Source organism: Clostridium sp. 1001271st1 H5, assembly GCF_005845215.1.
In the GTDB taxonomy this organism is placed as follows: domain Bacteria; phylum Bacillota; class Clostridia; order Lachnospirales; family Lachnospiraceae; genus Enterocloster.
Window position 1 is genome coordinate 106437 of record NZ_SPHO01000011.1, and the last position, 17550, is coordinate 123986.

At 41.7% G+C, this 17550-nt stretch carries 29 protein-coding genes and 1 tRNA gene; 1 reads left to right on the top strand and 29 read right to left on the bottom strand.

The genetic code is table 11. The features are described from left to right. Positions 1-14: 14 nt before the first annotated feature. From FGS84_RS17440 to FGS84_RS31575, 26 genes are all read right to left on the bottom strand, one after another. Positions 15-563 carry a hypothetical protein gene (locus FGS84_RS17440; protein WP_007868810.1) on the bottom strand — a complete coding sequence of 183 codons (549 nt, stop codon included), beginning with the start codon at positions 561-563 and terminating at the stop codon, positions 15-17. Then, positions 563-1177 carry a hypothetical protein gene (locus tag FGS84_RS17445; RefSeq protein ID WP_007868814.1) on the bottom strand — a complete coding sequence of 205 codons (615 nt, stop codon included), beginning with the start codon at positions 1175-1177 and terminating at the stop codon, positions 563-565. Before FGS84_RS17445 ends, FGS84_RS17440 begins: the two co-directional genes overlap by 1 nt. Continuing rightward, a complete protein-coding gene (locus FGS84_RS17450; protein ID WP_007868827.1) occupies positions 1167-1331 on the bottom strand; it encodes a hypothetical protein in 165 nt (54 codons plus the stop codon). The genes FGS84_RS17445 and FGS84_RS17450 overlap by 11 nt, the downstream gene beginning before the upstream one ends. A 119-nt stretch (positions 1332-1450) precedes the next feature. After that, positions 1451-2020: a cell wall hydrolase gene (locus FGS84_RS17455; protein ID WP_007868840.1), complete on the bottom strand. Its 570-nt coding sequence runs from the start codon at positions 2018-2020 to the stop codon at positions 1451-1453. Between the two features lie 70 nt (positions 2021-2090). Beyond that, positions 2091-3050: a DUF6353 family protein gene (locus FGS84_RS17460; RefSeq protein WP_007868841.1), complete on the bottom strand. Its 960-nt coding sequence runs from the start codon at positions 3048-3050 to the stop codon at positions 2091-2093. 2 nt (positions 3051-3052) lie between these two features. Beyond that, complete coding sequence (locus FGS84_RS17465) at positions 3053-3313, bottom strand: DUF3310 domain-containing protein (RefSeq protein WP_007868842.1); 261 nt, start codon at positions 3311-3313, stop codon at positions 3053-3055. Between the two features lie 14 nt (positions 3314-3327). Next, positions 3328-3930, bottom strand: coding sequence for a hypothetical protein (locus tag FGS84_RS17470; RefSeq protein WP_006781041.1), 603 nt, complete (start codon positions 3928-3930; stop codon positions 3328-3330). Next, on the bottom strand, positions 3930-4136 hold the full coding sequence (locus FGS84_RS17475) for a hypothetical protein (protein WP_007868844.1): 207 nt from the start codon (positions 4134-4136) through the stop codon (positions 3930-3932). The genes FGS84_RS17470 and FGS84_RS17475 overlap by 1 nt, the downstream gene beginning before the upstream one ends. 82 nt (positions 4137-4218) lie before the next feature. Next, positions 4219-4485, bottom strand: a complete 267-nt coding sequence (locus FGS84_RS17480; protein WP_006781043.1) for a hypothetical protein — start codon at positions 4483-4485, stop codon at positions 4219-4221. Between the two features lie 70 nt (positions 4486-4555). Further along, positions 4556-5329 (bottom strand): DUF6353 family protein, encoded by a 774-nt coding sequence (locus FGS84_RS17485; protein ID WP_007868846.1) that lies wholly within the window; start codon positions 5327-5329, stop codon positions 4556-4558. Then, complete coding sequence (locus FGS84_RS17490) at positions 5329-6207, bottom strand: DUF6273 domain-containing protein (RefSeq protein WP_138309753.1); 879 nt, start codon at positions 6205-6207, stop codon at positions 5329-5331. Before FGS84_RS17490 ends, FGS84_RS17485 begins: the two co-directional genes overlap by 1 nt. A 33-nt stretch (positions 6208-6240) precedes the next feature. Next, positions 6241-6531, bottom strand: coding sequence for a hypothetical protein (locus FGS84_RS17495; RefSeq protein WP_007868850.1), 291 nt, complete (start codon positions 6529-6531; stop codon positions 6241-6243). 36 nt (positions 6532-6567) lie between these two features. Continuing rightward, on the bottom strand, positions 6568-6738 hold the full coding sequence (locus FGS84_RS30945) for a hypothetical protein (protein ID WP_007868851.1): 171 nt from the start codon (positions 6736-6738) through the stop codon (positions 6568-6570). Between the two features lie 46 nt (positions 6739-6784). Then, positions 6785-7564, bottom strand: coding sequence for a DUF6353 family protein (locus FGS84_RS17500; RefSeq protein WP_007868853.1), 780 nt, complete (start codon positions 7562-7564; stop codon positions 6785-6787). A gap of 22 nt (positions 7565-7586) precedes the next feature. Continuing rightward, positions 7587-7904, bottom strand: coding sequence for a hypothetical protein (locus FGS84_RS17505; protein WP_007868857.1), 318 nt, complete (start codon positions 7902-7904; stop codon positions 7587-7589). 54 nt (positions 7905-7958) lie between these two features. Continuing rightward, positions 7959-8029: transfer RNA gene (locus FGS84_RS17510), tRNA-OTHER, on the bottom strand. 63 nt (positions 8030-8092) lie between these two features. Then, positions 8093-8311 (bottom strand): hypothetical protein, encoded by a 219-nt coding sequence (locus FGS84_RS17515; RefSeq protein ID WP_007868866.1) that lies wholly within the window; start codon positions 8309-8311, stop codon positions 8093-8095. Between the two features lie 78 nt (positions 8312-8389). Next, positions 8390-8524: a hypothetical protein gene (locus FGS84_RS31825; protein ID WP_007868868.1), complete on the bottom strand. Its 135-nt coding sequence runs from the start codon at positions 8522-8524 to the stop codon at positions 8390-8392. Positions 8525-8568: 44 nt separating this feature from the next. Continuing rightward, positions 8569-8889: a hypothetical protein gene (locus tag FGS84_RS17520; RefSeq protein WP_331672092.1), complete on the bottom strand. Its 321-nt coding sequence runs from the start codon at positions 8887-8889 to the stop codon at positions 8569-8571. Positions 8890-8989: 100 nt separating this feature from the next. Further along, positions 8990-9304, bottom strand: a complete 315-nt coding sequence (locus FGS84_RS17525; RefSeq protein WP_007868872.1) for a hypothetical protein — start codon at positions 9302-9304, stop codon at positions 8990-8992. A gap of 180 nt (positions 9305-9484) precedes the next feature. Continuing rightward, a complete protein-coding gene (locus FGS84_RS17530; protein WP_007868874.1) occupies positions 9485-9952 on the bottom strand; it encodes a hypothetical protein in 468 nt (155 codons plus the stop codon). 48 nt (positions 9953-10000) lie between these two features. Next, complete coding sequence (locus FGS84_RS17535; RefSeq protein WP_007868875.1) at positions 10001-10225, bottom strand: hypothetical protein; 225 nt, start codon at positions 10223-10225, stop codon at positions 10001-10003. 143 nt (positions 10226-10368) lie between these two features. Beyond that, positions 10369-10599, bottom strand: coding sequence for a hypothetical protein (locus FGS84_RS17540; RefSeq protein WP_007868878.1), 231 nt, complete (start codon positions 10597-10599; stop codon positions 10369-10371). 243 nt (positions 10600-10842) lie between these two features. Beyond that, complete coding sequence (locus FGS84_RS17550) at positions 10843-11262, bottom strand: hypothetical protein (protein WP_007868904.1); 420 nt, start codon at positions 11260-11262, stop codon at positions 10843-10845. Between the two features lies 1 nt (position 11263). Continuing rightward, positions 11264-11515, bottom strand: a complete 252-nt coding sequence (locus FGS84_RS17555; protein ID WP_006781058.1) for a hypothetical protein — start codon at positions 11513-11515, stop codon at positions 11264-11266. Positions 11516-12103: 588 nt separating this feature from the next. Next, positions 12104-12421, bottom strand: a complete 318-nt coding sequence (locus FGS84_RS31575) for a DUF6431 domain-containing protein (protein ID WP_081034798.1) — start codon at positions 12419-12421, stop codon at positions 12104-12106. A 131-nt stretch (positions 12422-12552) separates the two neighbouring features. On the opposite strand from FGS84_RS31575, the gene FGS84_RS17565 reads away from it, so the two are divergent. Beyond that, on the top strand, positions 12553-13803 hold the full coding sequence (locus FGS84_RS17565; RefSeq protein ID WP_006781060.1) for a tyrosine-type recombinase/integrase: 1251 nt from the start codon (positions 12553-12555) through the stop codon (positions 13801-13803). A 122-nt stretch (positions 13804-13925) separates the two neighbouring features. On the opposite strand, the gene FGS84_RS17570 is transcribed toward FGS84_RS17565, so the two are convergent. The 3 genes from FGS84_RS17570 to FGS84_RS17580 all read right to left on the bottom strand — a co-directional run bounded on the left by FGS84_RS17570 (position 13926) and on the right by FGS84_RS17580 (position 17351). Then, complete coding sequence (locus FGS84_RS17570) at positions 13926-14936, bottom strand: GGGtGRT protein (RefSeq protein ID WP_117627229.1); 1011 nt, start codon at positions 14934-14936, stop codon at positions 13926-13928. 27 nt (positions 14937-14963) lie between these two features. After that, positions 14964-15656 (bottom strand): nitrogen-fixing protein NifU, encoded by a 693-nt coding sequence (locus tag FGS84_RS17575; protein ID WP_002569846.1) that lies wholly within the window; start codon positions 15654-15656, stop codon positions 14964-14966. Positions 15657-16007: 351 nt separating this feature from the next. After that, complete coding sequence (locus FGS84_RS17580; RefSeq protein WP_138309754.1) at positions 16008-17351, bottom strand: MATE family efflux transporter; 1344 nt, start codon at positions 17349-17351, stop codon at positions 16008-16010. Positions 17352-17550 lie beyond the last annotated feature (199 nt).

Sequence of the window (17550 nt, forward strand, 5' to 3'; positions counted from 1 at the left end):
GGCAATCTCTCCTTCTAAGTATTTTCGTCCAAGTACCAGCACATCTGATACCAGATTTCAACAGATCTCAAATCGTATCGGCTGCGATTTACGGTAAACAGTCCTCCGTCACCATTACGGCTATATTTCCGATCCAGAAACTTCTGGACAATGTCCTCGACATAATCTCTGTCAAACTTGGAATCATTCATAGAACCCAGCCCAAGATTGACAATCATATTCCAAAACCACTGTCCAGTTCGGTTTCCAATGTCTGGATCATCCATAATATGTTCTTCACACCGAATCGCAAGCGCGATCATCATTTCCAGCACACTGCAAGTCCGATTATCCAAATAGGTGGAAACCATAGAGCTGCTGTATCCGTTTTCATAACCAAACCGATACCTTAAATCCACTCCATCTTCCGCCCGATTTCCATCCATCGGAATACTGTAAGTAAATTCGATTCGATGCAGCTCTCTTAAAAGCTTTTGATACGATAATCTCTTTGAATATCTCCCATCAAATACAAGCTGATACATCCAGTTAAAATATGCATCATTAAGCTCGTTCTTTGTCATTACTCCTCCATTCGATGTGGCATCGTTTTTACAACATCGGAATAGTTTCTCTGGTCAAGCAGGATTTCATAATCGCACTTTAACCGGTCATTTCGGACAAACACAGAGTCGTCTTCATATTCCCCGAAATGATTCAGAGAGCCCTTACCGACAATTTCCTCCACATCGTCTACCTCTTCATCATTCTCGTCAGCCAGAACTTCGTCTGCATAGTAAGTGAGGCTGATTTTTTCATACTCTTCAAATTCGCCAAATTCCTCTGGCGAGATGACATAAGGTTTTTCCACAAACGCCTCTCCTTTCTTTTCCTCAACCGTTTTGGAATAATCCGTATAGCCCTCTTTCTGAATGATAGACGCGTACTTTTTGAAATCCATGTCGTCTACATCCTTCGGAGTTCTATCTTCCGCTACTTTAAGGCCATCACGAAAACCCTTCACAAAACTCTTTCCCGCTTTCTCTACGCTTTCTCTTTCGGCATAAGCTGCTTTTACGGAGTCGATTTCTTCCTGAGCGATCAGCTCATATTTCCGTTTCAGCAGTTGCCATGTACATACAGAACCAATCCCCGCTCCAGCAATAAAAGCAAGGAAAGTCAATCCTTTACTGCTCATCCTCTTCCTCCTCGTTTTTAATTGTCATTACGGTTATTGCCAAACCGCCAAAAAGAAAGGAGACACTCAACAGAATGCCTCCCATAATATGTCTTTTTCTCTTAGTATCCAGAACATAGTCCAGTACCGATATCACATTCTCCAGACCGTCCATATCAATGCTCCCTTCCCGTTGATAGAATTGCGATTCCACCAACAAAGCAGATACCGGACATTGCCGCCAGTGTATAAGACACAAATGCTAAAAGATTACGCATGATGATTCTCCTTTCTTCACTCATACCTTGAAAAATAATGATTTTCAACTTGGAACATCGGAACGCCATACGCACTGTATTCTCCTGCCGTAAAGAACACAACGTCGTAATTGCTCCTTGACTCCAGTTCCTCATAGACAAGGTCACAAATATCCGCTCGGACTTCGCACCTGTCCACTCGACCATTCCACATAGATGAAAATTGATTCGGTTGATAAACCACTTCATATACCGTATCGGGAAAATGTTCGGAATCTACCCGATTCAATATAGTATCGATAACAAGGCGTTTTCCTTCTTCACATTCACCTTCGGCTTCTGCCATAGTAACTAGGGCGATTAACTCTACATCTTCTCTCGACATTTTCGGTATAACTTCTTCTAATCCCTCCATTTCCTCAGTGGCAATTGGAATGGATTCCTCTTGCAAAACTGTAATAACCGGTTCTGTCTTTTCGACAACGCTGGCCCTAGGTATTGCTACAACGTCTTCCCCTTCTGAGTGAAATTCAGATACAAAGAACGAAGATGCTATCACGATACCACACAAGATCGGAACCGCTATTACTTTGATTAACTTGCGCATAAATTCCTCCCAAATAAAAACTATCCCCAAGAATCGTAATAACTCCTAGGGATAGTTATAAATTTATCTCTCACATCAAATCCCAGATGTTCCCATCCACATTAAAATCCAAAAGGATTGCCTGGTCGAATCCATTGACATAATCCGAATAACTCAGATTATCAGAATACAGACCGAAATCAATGTAATTATCTCCTTTAGAATTTTCCGGATTATAAACCCAACCAACAATCTGGCCGGCTTTTGTTCTCGGAAGTCCAAGCATCTCATAGACTTCATTCAGAAATACGCGCTTCTTTGCTTTCAACAAGTCGTTTGCATAACGCTCTTGGGCTTTGATGAACATCAGATTATATTCATTGTTGCTTTCCCAATGAGGATTAAGAATGGAATTTCCATCCTCATCCTGCGTGTACTTTTCAAAGAATCTGGCATAACCGCTGATATCCCCCGGACTTACCACAAAACCATTCTTCTTAACTTTCTTCTCTTTTCCAGTCTCTTCATCAATAACCGTTTCATCAAACTTTTTGGCTTTGAGATTATATTTCAGTTCACGGTCAACCTCTTCGCCAAATCGTTCGATCACACGGCTGCGATACTCTTTAAATCCTTTATCAATAGCTGCATAAGCCGCACTTAGAGCTACATTTCTCTTACGAAGAATGTTATTAGATGCCAAAATACTGGTGATTGACAATGCACCGAGTATGACGGAAGGCCCATACAGTTTGGCAAATTTCATACCGGTCTGAACATAAACAATCGCCAAATCTTTTTGGGCATCCTCGCTGGAATACCGCTCCTTCACGGATTCGTCTGCTTCACATTTATGAATTGTTTCGACATCTTCTTTTGTCTTGTCCAGAATTTCACCCACTTTTGTCGTTGCTTTACAAGCCATTACCGCGCTTGTAACCACACCGATAACTCCAGCCACAACGAGAATCTCCGGACTATGCTTCTTTAACTGGAAACTGGTTTTACTAAGAAAACCATTCATGCTCTTTACAATCTCTGCTTTTTTCATGATTATTTATTCTCCTCTTCTACTTTTTCTGTTTTCTTTAAATGGTCGATCAAATGCTGGGCGTACCAAAGGATTTTTTCCAAATCCTGGATTCCGTTTTTCTTCTTCCAACGGCAGGCATATTTGATGATGTTTGCGGTATCGGCAGCCTCAATTCCTTTTAAATCAGAAGTAAAGGCTTCGATTACATCAATAACTTCCATACCCGTTTCGGAAATATAATGATCCGGATGAGATACCATCCTGTCTTCTGACTCATACATCTTGAATCCCTCCTTTACAACGGCATTGGTTTAGGCAATTTTAAAATATAACCATCCCTTACTCGAACCGCCCTGCATCCAGCAATATCAGTCCATCCGTATTTATTGGCAGCATAATTGTCATTGGACACGTTTGCCAAATCATAAAGATCTGCAACACTAACTACCTCATACTGTGCAATAATTTCGTTCATGGCGTCTAATACCGATTCCGCATCTCCACGAGTTTCGAATAAAAGCTCATCATATTCGTAGCTCGTCCGGCTCTTCGGTGCTGTATAATCTTTCTTTCCGCTGTCGTAATACTTCTGATAGGATACCTTGGACGCTGTAGAGTTCTTTTTTGACTTCCCAGTTTCTCCATAGAGGATCATATCAATACCATTGGTAACTATATCGGAAATTGCCTTTTTTATTGCCGGCACCAGAACATCCATCACAATATAAGATTTTACGTTATTGACATCTTCAGAAATGAATACGTCTGCAAACTTCTGCATTTCTGATTTTTTCTTTGATTTTACCGTCCCAGAAATCACTTTCTCTACACGTTTTTCGGGAACAAGATTTTTCTGCTCCTCCTTTGATTTGTGGGAATTCGGCTTATATTCCTCCATTAAGTTGTCTCCTTTCCGCTCACCAAACTGATCTTTCCAGGCAATATAATCTTTGTACCCGGAAGTCGGTTGTTTTTCTTTTTAAACTGATAAGTAAGGTTTGACCTTGCTTTCTTTTCTGAAACTGCCCGTGTGGAAGCAATCCAGCGATTTGCAACACAGTTGTCAAATTCCATAACTGGGCCATCATACGAATACATGTTCATAAATTTCACCTCCGGATAAAAGAAGAAAGGGAAAGCACCTTGTTACAGGTACTCTCCCTCGTGTTGAAACACATTTTTTCGTTTAGGCTTCTTCGGAATCCTCTTTTTCATTCTCAATGATTGGTTCTTCGGGTTCATCCCACTCAGCATCGATAATCTGCTGCTCCTTCTGAGCTTTGATTTTGGCAATCATCGGCTTACCCACATACCTGTAGATTACAACACCTGCAAGTACGGCTAAACCGATACCGGCCGCAACCTTAAACCCCTTACCAGAACTCGCTTTAACGATTTCCTCTGTGGCTGTTTCCATAACCTCTTCGTTGTTCATGATTTCATTGGTTTCCATGTTTATTCTCCTTTCAATTTTTGAAAATGTGTGGTTCTTCTTCCATTAAAGCCACTGTTTTTTTCGCGCGTCACATCAGCTCACTGAAATTGTATCTCGGAGCAATACTGTAATCAATCACCAGGCAGGGAGTTCCATCGCTGGTCAATTGAGAACTAAATGATAGATCAATATACCCATTATCAATATTCCATCCCAACTCATCGCCGATTTTGATATTATCCAGACCGACTTCGTAGTAGAAATCATTTAAGGATACATACATCTCATCGCGCATCCGACGATTTAATTCACATTCCGCTTTCTTAATTTTGTCGATATCGCCTTTAAAATATCTGCCAGAAATCGCGTCATAGCAGAGCGTATTTCCCTTTTCTGTAATGATTATCTCTCTTGTTACCACTGGATTTTTCTCGATTTTATCCTTTGCAATAGCATCTTTCACAGTTTCGTGCTTCTTCTCTCCGAACATCTCAACGACTTTTCCCTGATAGTCCTTGAGAGCGGATTCCGATAAGGTATATGCCGTTGCGAGTGCTGCATTCCGTTTAGCGTTTACTGAGCTGGCTCCAATTAAACATGCAATGGAGAGGGTTCCCGTAATCACTGCCGGAATATAACAGAACCAAGTTGTTTTTACCACATCTGCGACTTCAAGCTCCTCGGCTCCAATCTCCTCTTTTCTATCTTCAATGAGAATCAGCGCTTTCGGCGTTGCCCGGACCGCCATGACAGTCGTTGTGATCATACCAGCAATACCAATTCCGGTAAGAATTTCAGGGCTGTGCTTCGCCATGGATGTTCGAACTGACGACAAAACTTTTGATATGTTCGATTTCTTCATTATCTCATTCCTCCAAATATCACACTGAATATCGTTTTAACCATGTCAAGAGCCTGATTCTCAGTAAAGCCAGCACGAACAAAGCTGTCCATAATTACTTTGGTTTCCGCTGTTGCTTTATCGTACTGCTTATATTTTTCTAACTTCTCAATTTCCTTTCTCAGAGTATCAATCTCGTTTTCTTTATTCCAAATTTCCATCTTTAACACTGCTTCTTTTGTAACCATTACATCATTCTGACAATAATGCAGAATGTCTTCTGAACCAGCATCAAAGCCCCAAGGATAACGGCCAGATCTACGGGGCACAGGGCCCCTAGATTCCTGCTTAACCAACCAGAATTCCGGACGAACCCCATGAGAGTACGAAGCGCCGTTGCAGTACGTAGTGCCATAGTCGTACACACGAGCGAAATAAGCCGAAGAAAACTCCTCTTTTGTAGCATTTCTCAGCCATCCCCACGTAAGCTGATCTTCAAAACAAGCAATTCGATTCTTGCACTCTTTCATCAAAGGAAGCTGTTCATCGCTATCTGGTTCCAGATTCTTGTTATCCCATTCGTCCTCATGACCAACAATCTGTCCAACGGTTGGAATAGTAAGTCCGTAAATCTTATCACGCAACTCTTCTGGGAACGCCATAAACAGAACTGTATCCATCCACTTCTTCAGATCGGACTTTTCAAAACCACCTTTGTTTGTAGAGCAGTTATTCATCGGCCGGCAGGTAACATATTCGTCAAATATAAACATGACGCCCTCGTCCGTAACCTTGTGAGCGGTCGCGGTAAACTCTCCAAGCTCTGCCAGCGGAATGACTATCTGATCTCCTACCTGAATGTTGGCTGTTTCGATTTCCTGTTTTCTTAATACCTTCATAATGCTTCTCCTTTCGAAATATAAAATTTGTGGTTATAAAATAAGACCGAGAAGTGTCTCGGCCGTATTTTCTGCAACTTGAAATATGTGGTTATTTGCTGGATTTTCCGACAGGTAAAGAAAAAGCTCCATTTTCAATATAAACCCTTCTATCACTAAATCGGCTTCTGTCATCGGATGATCCATAATGGCCAGTAGAATCTCGTCAACCGCCCACCGTTCATACGAACGTTCCATAATGGCTGATTTAGGCCAATTTTCTCCCGGTTCAAACAGATGCATATTCGTATAATTCATGATTTTTTGAATAGCCTCATCATTCATCAGCACTTGCTCCAAACTAAAAAGAAAGAGCCCTTGTTAGGACTCCTCTTCGTTTTCATCATCTTTTTTGGCAAGTGCCTCGTTTACCTTTTCTTCAATTTTCTCATCCATTTTCTTTTCGTTTACCCAATCGGTAAGAATACTTACTCCAAATCCGATCGCCGTAACTGCAATCCCAATGGCTTTGATAAAATTTTTGTTTTTCATAAAGCATTAGCCTCCTTTTCATAATACGGTCTGTAATTTTTGCGAATCATTCAAATTTGTTGACCGCCATCGTGTCTATAATGATGCACTCCAAGCTATCTTCCAACGTTGATTTGTAATTATCAAAATCCAACCAATAGCAATCCATTTCTTCTACCATATAGCTGATATCCCATCCGAGTTCATCGCCTCCGTCTATGCCTTCGACACCTAAAAATGACAAGTATTCATTTAATGAACAATCGCCTTTAATGGAAAGATTCCGATTTACATGATATTGGGCGTTTAACACCGCTGCCATTGTGGTTCTAAAATACTTCTTTGAGGCAAGATCATAGAAAAGCAACCGTTCACTTTCAGAATCCATGTCCATGTTGTAAACCTGATAACCCCAGTCGTAGGAAGACACCATGGCATCTTTCGCCATTTCCGCATGGATTTTATCATCCGCATCCTCTCCGTAAACTGTCTTGGCTGACTTCCGATATTGCTTATAGGATTCATTGAGCATAACGTATGCACTCATCAAAGAAGCCTGTTTCTTTTGATTTAATGCATTCGCTCCAAAGATACAAGCAATAGTTGAAACTCCCAGCAGTACAGAAGGAATATAAGTCGGCCCCGCTACTCGGACGATTTCTAATTTAGTTAGATTTTCGCCCTTCTCCAGCTCTGCCTCTTTCAACAATTTTATTGCTTTAGGGGTTGCCTGAACAGCCGTAATGGTTGTTGCAATGACTCCAATAGAAGCTACTACCGTTAAAATTGTCGGAGATGAGCGATATAATTGACGCCCGACTCTTTTCAAGATTTTAACTTTTTGCATAATATTCTCCTTTCGTTTTATCCTATTCCATGGCATATAACAGATCTTGAATATTTTCTCCAACCATCTTAGCGGTGGTAAATATAGAACTGTTCTGTTGATTCATAGAAGCAAAGTCATCCATTTTTTCTATAAATGATCGAGCCATCGCTTCTAAATTTTTTATGGACGTTTTGGTCTGGGGAAAAATATGATCGGCTACATAATTTCGAAATTCTCCAATCGCCCACAATGTATTGCTCACCCTAGTGAACTCTTTCTTGTCGAATACCGGATTTGGCAACCATTCGTCCATTTCGTACATATCACATAGAATCAACGCCAATTCGTCCAAACTCAAATTTCTGACCACCTTCTTAAAATCCCCCTTTCTTGATTGATAAAAAAATAAAAGAGAACCAGTATCGGACTCGAACCGATTACCTCCACGGAAGTGTGGCGCTCTGCCAATGAGCTAACTGTTTCTCCATAATAGGAATTGTAAATTTTGCGAAGTAAAAAGAAAGAGCCATTGCTGGCTCAATCCTCTTAATTTAAACCGATTTTCTTCAGAATTTTCATGAGTTCTTCTTTACTCATATCTGCATCAATACTCACATGTACGTGCGCTTTCTCATCTGAAATCGAAGCATTCAACTCGTTTAACTGGATATCTACGTTATATCCAAGCTTTTTATGTAATACCCCTTTTGCTAATTTCGAAAGCAACATCCGTGTAAATTTTGAGTTGATTTTCATTTCGTCCATACTCCTCTTCCTCCTCTCAAGATCTATCGGTTTCCATAAGAGAAGCTGTAAAAATCACGCAAAAAGAAAGAGTCCTTGTTAGGACTCGCTCTTATTGATAATGGTGATCTCTTCAATTTTCTTCTGGCGATCAAGCCAATCTTCGAATTCTTCTTTGTTTCTAAACTCTCGATAATCCTCGACTCCTGATCGCTTATACGTTATTTTAATCATAAAAGTCACTCTCCTTTCACAATAGGAGATGTAATTTTAGCGGACTAAATATTTCTCCTGTCAAAAACAGTCTCCCATCGTTCCCTCTTAATCGGCTTCATTTTTAAAGCCCACATAATCTGACGAAGTGTCACAGTGGGATAAAGCCCGTCCGTAGCCATTCCGGAATGTGTATCAAAGTATTCTTTAAAACGAGGATGCAAATATAAATCATCCGTAATCCATGGGTCCACGTCTCCCCACCAGGTACTCTTTGTTTTCTCGTCAAATCTCTGCTGAATAACTGCCAGTCCCTTTTCTCCGATTTGGAACAGCGTGCAGCAATGATAGACTGGATGGTCACAAAAATATACTTTTCCGTACATCGACAAATAGATGTTCGGTTTTTCATAATGGTATCGCATCATTTATTCTCCAAAAAGAAAAAGCCTATGCCGAAGCATAGACCTTCTCTTAATAATATTTTTAGTCATCAAATAGCTTACATGACGTTTTGCAATACGGATATGGTCCTCCGCAGGCTCTGCATCCGGCTGGCGGAATATCTCCTTGTTCCATATCGAGCATTTCTTCCGTCCATTCTACTTCTTCATCGGACTCATACTCGTAATCCTCTTCGTCCACCTTTAATCCACACGATGGACAGATATAAATTCCGCATCCAGTCTTCGGATCTTCTGTTTGCCTCATGACGGCTCCACACCGATTGCAAATCGCATATCCGTTATTCAGGTACTCAATCAATTCAATACCTTCGGGTTTGATAATTTTGTAGCTCATAAATATTATCTCCTTTCGTTTTTCGAAAGAACCGCTATTATTGTACGGTTTCTTCCGGTGTACGGTCAAGAGACAAAGAGCTCTTTGTAGCATCTCCTTTCCATAATAGCGTCTGTAAAAATCACGCAAAAACGAAGAGGACATGTGTAAATCACGCCCTCCTCATTTCTGACCGGTTAATTATTTCTTTGTCGGTCTAAAACGATTGAATAATCCTCTGAATGTTGTTGAGGTATAGGTTCCCGTTTCTTCAAACTTGAATCCTTTCCGCATCCAGATACCATAGAACATTATCGGTATGAGAAGTTCTGCCGCTGCAATCCCCAGTTTGAAATATCGATCCTTCACTTGCTCGTCAAGCTGAGAACGCTTATACTGCTCATCCTGTACGTCGGCTTTGATCTGTTCGTCCAACTGAGATTTCTTAATCTCATTCTCCCGGACATTTGCTTCACTTTCCAACGTACGCCGGCTTCGCTTATCCTCTGCGTCCAGCTCACTTTTGGTTTCCTCGATTCTCAAACGGTAGAGTTTTGCCAGATCCTCTATAGCCTTTGATTTCTCTTCGCTACCCGAATCCAGAGAAGATATTGCTTGAATTTCCGCTGCTATCTCCTCATTCAACAATTCTTTGATGTTTTCACTCATTTTAGTTCTCCTTTCGTGAATTCATTAACTGCTCCATAAAAGGACTTGTTATTCGTGCGAAATATAATTTTTGATGTTGACTTTCAAGACTACATATCTTTTCTTATATATCGCATCCGCTCCCTTATGGGACAGCTCCAAAAACAAATAAGGTCCGCTGTCCGGATCGGATTGATCAACCCGCAGCGAACCAACGACATCCCTTCGGAATACCTGTCGTCCGAAGACAATTCCGATAACAATACCAACGATAATGCAAATAACCAGCTCCATATTTTGTTCTTCCTTTCAAAAACCTTTTTCCAGATTTCCCACCCGGGATTTTTTCAAATATCAACATAGCATGTCTTTCGGATACCTTGGTACTGTGTTTTAACCTAGGATAAAAAAGAAAGAGCCATTGCTGGCTCAATCTCTTAAAATTTAGTAACCCCTTCCCGTTCAAATGTTTCTAAAACCTTCGCTGTTAAAGATTCATACTCATCTGGGTAAAACTTTGCTATTGATTTTTGGCACGCCGTGATACCTTTTTGGTAGCTATAACTCGCTAACAATCCAATACCGCAACACGCACATACCCCAGCCGCAAACAGTCTACCAATTTGTTGTTTTCTAATTTTCGCGTTGATTTTCATAAGTTCTTCCATTATGTGTCACTCTCCTTTCACAATAGGAGATGTTATTTCTGCGTTCCTTCGCCCTCATACACGATCTTCTTTCTCATGTCGGACCAGGCAATATATCGCTCTTTCCGACACACGGGGCAATGGAATTTACACACCTTTCCTCCGATATCCACCACCTCTTTGCTGTCCGCCTCCAATCGACTTTGACAATTCGGACAGTTGAAGCGATAGACTTTTTTGACTGCTATGTCTACAATCTTCATTTCAATCCCTCACTTTATTCAGTAACCAGAAGAATCGTCTGTACAAGTTGTAATAAACATCCTTGCAGCATGGAATATTTAACCTAGCTTTCAATATATCGTAGGACCATCCCTCGGTTACTCCTTTTAAAATGTAAGTGGATAACTCTGCATCTGTCGCAATCGCCGCTTGCTCGACCGTCTTCATACGCTCTAAATAGTGAGATCGAGCTTCTGCACATCGAGCAGTCGGATCGCCAACCACCCCGTTCTTTGAAAATACTTCCATATCAGAAGGCCGCCGGCTAAGCCCATCCAGGGCGGCGTATGCTTTCTTCCATATCGGATACTGTAAACAGAAATGCTTCAGTTCATAGTAGCGATGACGTTCAATCCAATATGGATTTTTCTCAGATAATTCCGGGCGAATCGTTGTTCCCATATTAACGCTTCTCTCCTTTCCATAAATATCCGGTTTCTTCCCAGAGCCGCTTCGGAGAAATATAAAAGTTAATGCGTCCATACTTCGAATTCATCTCTTCAATGTTGGTAATCAACTTTCCGTTTCTAGTAGCCTTTCCAATAGGAAGCCATCCGGATATGATACCGGCTCGAACCCAGGAAGCATCTTTCCCATACACCCTGGCAACGACCGCTACCGGAACAGACCCCGGCGCAAATATAATTTCTTCCATTGGCTGTTACCTCCTTTCAACGGCTATTCTAGGATAAGAACCGCAATTTGTTAAAACAACCTCGGTGGCTATTTACATTGACTGAATGAAAAACCACAGTTAGAATGTAAAGTATCGAAAGGAGAACTATTTTTAAAGGGATGGAGGTGATGGTCATTGGTCAAAAAGCAGTACGTCTCTTATTCTAAGTGCTTTAAGCCGAAAGAGGAATCCAAACTTTTACCCGAGTACCTGGTTTTCCTTCTGAAGAATAAAGACACCAAAAAGCCTATGAATTACAGGCAATGCTACACAAAGTAATTCATCACGAGAAGCCGCCACCAACGGCTTCTTTTGATTTTTAACCATTCTCCCCATCCCTTTAAAAATAGTTCTCCAAACGATAAAAAAGAAAGAGCCCTTGTTAGGACTCCATTCTCTTGAAATACGATTTTTGTAGTTTTGCTCTCATTCTTGTCAATTCAATTTGAATCGCTTCTGCCTGACCAAAATTCTTACATCGTAAAAGCATATCCTCGAATATACGAATCTTAGTTTGTAAGTGCTTTTCCTCTTTTGACATCCTGAATCTCCTTTCGATTTTGTCTTTCACAAAAGGAGTTGTAATTCTTGCGAATTCTTCCATCGAGCCATCGTCATCTCGCATGGATAATCTTCATATCCATATGTCTCGCAGGTAATGAATCCCTCTAGTACGCCACGAATCACTTCGGCTTCGTACTGCTTATAAGGGGAAATATAATCCGGCAATTCTCTGCGTATCTGTCCGCAGGAAGGACAACGAAACCGATTTACTTTTACCCATGAAGTTTTTCTTCCTTTAGTCCGAACAATTCTCAATACATTATCGTACCTCTTTAACCTTACTCCGCAATTCCGGCAGGTTAATTCCTCATTGCTAACCATATACCCATCCCTTTAAAAAGTTTAAGTGTAGGAGTTGACAATTCCTACACTATCATATATGATTACTAATGATAAATCAACCTTGCCGCACAAAAATCTCGATTTATAAAATATTTAAGGAGGTATTGAGAATGTTGATAAAATGCCCCGAGTGTGATCTACAGGTTAGCGATAAAGCTACTTTCTGCCCGCATTGTGGCTATCCGCTACAACCCGATATCAAACAACGAAAGCCTCGAAGCAAAAATAACAAGCGAAGGCGACTTCCTAACGGTTTCGGACAGATAAGCGAAATCAAAAATCGTAATCTCAGGAACCCCTTTCGAGCTATGGTCACAGTTGGAAAGACATCCACCGGACGTCCAATATGTAAACCATTAAAACCGGAGTCATATTTTCCAACGTACAATGATGCATATACGGCCCTGGTGGAATACAATAAAAACCCGTATGATCTGGAACCAGATATTACGATAAAGGAACTGTATGAAAAATGGCTCAGTGAATACTTAAAAGATGCATCTGATACTTATATACGTTCTGTAAATTCCGCATGGACATATTGTTCTTCCATATACGATATGCGCGCAAAAGATGTTAGGGCTCGACACATTAAAGGATGTATGGAAGAGGGATTTCGAATCGAAACGAGAGGAAAAAAGAAAGGAGAAAAAATCCATCCATCACCAAGTACAAAATCCAGAATAAAATCTTTATTTAATACTATGTTTGACTACGCTCTTGAGTATGAAATCGTTCCTATGAATTATGCAAGAACATTTGAAATTTCTGGAGACATTATTGTTGAAATAGAGAAAAACAAGAAAAAACACTTTCCATTTACCGATGATGAAATGAAAGTTTTGTGGCAAAATGTTGATAATGTAAAATTTGCTGATTGGATTCTCATTCAATGTTATATGGGTTGGCGCCCGCAAGAACTCGCTACCTTACGGTTGGACGAGGTCAATTTAGAAAAAAGGTATATGCAAGCTGGAATGAAGACAGAAGCAGGGAAGCAACGGATAGTTCCTATTCATCCAAGAATCCTAAAATTCGTTGAACGTAATTATAAATTTGCAATTTCTATCAATAGTGAATATCTTTTTAATGATAAAGGACAGACACATTCCGGTTCCTGGTCTGTAACGTACGACAAATACGCTAATCGTTTTGAAAAAGTGATTAGTCAATTGAATCTAAACCCGAATCATAGACCTCATGATCCACGAACAACCTTTGTTACGATGGGGAAAAAATCCGGTATGGATGAGTATGCACTTAAAGAAATGGTTGGACATACCATACAAGACATAACAGAATCTACTTATACTGTCCGCGATTTGGAATGGCTGAGAGAAGATATAGAAAAAATAAAATAGCTTGTTTTTAGTGTAGGAATATGGGTGTAGAAGTAGTGTAGGGATAATGTATGAGTTACATACATTTCCCTACTTTTTTCTACTTTTAACAACATCTTAAATCCTTAATTTTACTGGATTTCTTAGAATTTCCCAGCCTTTGCCGCTTCCTCAATACTAACCGCAATAGCCACTGTCATTCCAACCATTGGGTTATTACCAGCGCCGATAAGACCCATCATCTCAACGTGTGCAGGTACGGAAGAAGAACCAGCGAACTGAGCGTCAGAGTGCATACGTCCCATGGTATCTGTCATACCGTAGGAAGCAGGACCGGCTGCCATGTTGTCTGGATGCAGGGTACGGCCTGTGCCGCCGCCGGATGCTACGGAGAAGTACTTTTTACCCTTCTCTACACATTCCTTCTTATAAGTTCCTGCAACCGGATGCTGGAATCTGGTTGGGTTGGTGGAGTTACCGGTGATGGAAACGTCAACGCCTTCCTTCCACATGATGGCAACGCCCTCTGTTACGTCGTTAGCGCCGTAGCAGTTAACCTTTGCACGAAGTCCCTCGGAGTAGGATTTTCTCCACAGCTCCTTAACCTCGCCCGTATAGTAATCCATCTCTGTCTCTACATAGGTAAATCCATTGATTCTGGAAATAATCTGTGCAGCGTCCTTTCCTAAACCGTTCAGGATAACGCGCAGTGGTTTCTGACGAACCTTGTTTGCCTTCTCGGCAATACCGATAGCGCCCTCAGCAGCAGCAAAGGACTCATGGCCTGCCAGGAAGCAGAAACAGTCGGTTTCTTCTTCCAGAAGCATCTTGCCCAGGTTACCGTGTCCTAAACCAACCTTACGCTGGTCAGCAACAGAACCTGGAATACAGAATGACTGAAGGCCTTCACCGATAGCAGCTGCAGCGTCAGCAGCCCTTCTGCAGTCCTTCTTAATAGCAATTGCAGCGCCTACTATGTATGCCCAACAAGCGTTCTCAAAGCAGATTGGCTGAATTTTTTTAACCTGATCATAAACGTCCAGGCCTGCATCTTTCGTAATCTTCTCAGCTTCTTCAATGGAAGCAATGCCATAGCTGTTTAATACAGAATTGATTTTGTCAATTCTTCTCTCATATGATTCAAATAATGCCATCTTCTTATTCCTCCTATTCGGTCTTCATCATTCTTTACGTGGGTCGATAATCTTAACAGCGTCAGCAACGCGGCCGTACTGGCCCTGTGCCTTCTCCCATGCTGTATTAGGATCGTCGCCCTTCTTGATGAAATCAGTCATCTTGCCAAGGCTTACGAACTGATAACCAATAATCTGATCGTCTGCATCCAGTGCAATACCGGTTACATAACCCTCAGCCATTTCCAAATAGCGGGGACCTTTCTTCAGAGTTCCGTACATAGTTCCAACCTGGGAACGGAGACCCTTTCCTAAATCTTCCAGACCGGCTCCTACAGGAAGTCCATCCTCAGAAAATGCACTCTGTGTTCTTCCGTACACAATCTGAAGGAACAGTTCTCTCATAGCTGTATTAATAGCGTCACATACCAAGTCTGTATTTAAAGCTTCCAACACAGTACGTCCTGGCAGAATCTCTGCTGCCATAGCGGCGGAGTGTGTCATACCTGAACATCCGATGGTCTCAACCAGAGCTTCCTGGATGATTCCTTCCTTTACATTCAGTGTCAGCTTGCAGGCACCCTGCTGAGGAGCACACCAGCCTACGCCGTGGGTCAGGCCGGAAATGTCTTTGACTTCTTTTGATTTTACCCATTTTGCTTCTTCTGGAATTGGAGCAGCGCCATGATGAACGCCCTGTGCAACTGTGCACATCTCTTCTACTTCATGTGAATAAATCATGTGTTAAAACTCCTTTCAAAAATGAATTTGACCAAGTACAGTGCCCATTTGTTAAATTTATCACATCATACTTGGTTCTATTTTCTCACAAAATGCGACATTATGCAAGTGGTTTATTCTCTGGTATTCCTTATATTTTAGACATGTTTTAGTATCACTTTCACCAAATTGATTGCCAGATATTTGGTGCATCAAAAATTCCAGTATCATTTGAGTATTAAAACAGGCGGGAACATATCAATGTGCACGGCCCGCCTGTTGAACATTTTTTAAACGTTAACTCTTCTTTAAAATAGGGATTTCCTTTAATCCTCCATCTTTTGAGTTTTACCCCTCTGTTTTCTGCAGTCGCTATGCCTTCATTTTTTTCATGATATGAAGATAATACACAAAGAAAATAATTCCCTTTACAACACTGGAAATGGTAAGGGCCCACCAGATACCGTTCAGCCCCAAAACTGTACTTCCCAGAATCACAGCAAGCGGTATACGCGCCGCCGTAAGTATAATGGTTATAATGGAAGCTTCCTTTGTCTTACCCATGCCGGACAGAGCCCCTACTGTCATCAATTCAACGCACATGAACATTTCGGAAAAGCCAATAATCCGCAGATAATCAGCACCAGCGGGTATCACCTCCGGCTCATGGATAAACAGGCTGAATATGGGCGCTGCTCCAAATATAAGGAGGCAGGTCGTAAAAATACCCCATATGAACATGATGACAGATGCTGTCATATACCCCTTTTTAACCCGTTTCAGGTTTCCCGCACCAAAGTTCTGCCCTACAAAGGCATTGATAGCTGTCCCGAAGCCGTCTGCTGTCATCCATGATATAGATTCAATCTGTCCTCCTACCCTCTGGACTGCCACCGCCGTATCCCCCCACGCAGTGACGAATCTGGTTAAAACCATGGATATTCCGCAGTACAGCATACTTTGAATTGCGGCAGGAAATCCAATCCGCACCATTGTTTTAATATTGGATAGAGGCGTGGCAATCCAAATCCGCATCTGGGCTGCCAGCACAGGGTCCCTTCTCATGGAAAGCACCAAAACCAACGCAACGATAAACTGGGCTGTCACTGTAGCAATGGCTGCCCCGGCTACTCCCATGCCGGGAACAGGCCCCAGTCCAAAGATAAGCAGCGGGTCTAACACGATATTGGCTCCCATACCAATACAGTTGGCCACAAAAGGAGTCCTGCTGTTGCCGGAGGCCGTATACAGCCCGGTCAAAGTCTGTCCGATGAATGCAAAGAGGATAAGCCCGCATGCGATTCTCAGATACACAATTGCATCTTCCACTACCAGAGACGAGTTGAGATGGAAAAACCCTATTAACGGTCCTGCAAAAAGATTTGTGATGATTCCATACACAGCAGCCAGCACAAGGGCCAGCTGCAGGGCTCCCTTTCCATACTGGACCGCCTCCCTGTGATTCCCTTCCCCATAGGCATGGGCTGATTTCACCTGTCCACCCATTCTGGCCAGGGTTGCGACACCGGAAGAGAGCCAGGTATACATGGCTGCCGCCCCCACTGCTGCCACTGCATCGCTTCCCACCATGCCAATCCAGGCCATATCCGTCAGATTATAAGCAGTCTGCACCAGTGACGTGGCCATGATTGGCAGTGCCAGCTCCGTCAGAGATGTCAGTATATTTCCATTCAGTAAGTCTATATTCTTTTTCACTCATGTCACCTATTGTCATCGTATTTGCATAAAGCTTCTATTACTATACTATTTTTCTGCTTTATATGCAATATACATGACATACGGGAACAAAGTTAACTCTCTTTGGACTTTCTTTGCTGTCTTAACCGCCCTTCCCATGTTCACTTTTGAGGTTGGCTTTTTAACCAAAAGAATATAATACAAATCCTCCCCCCAA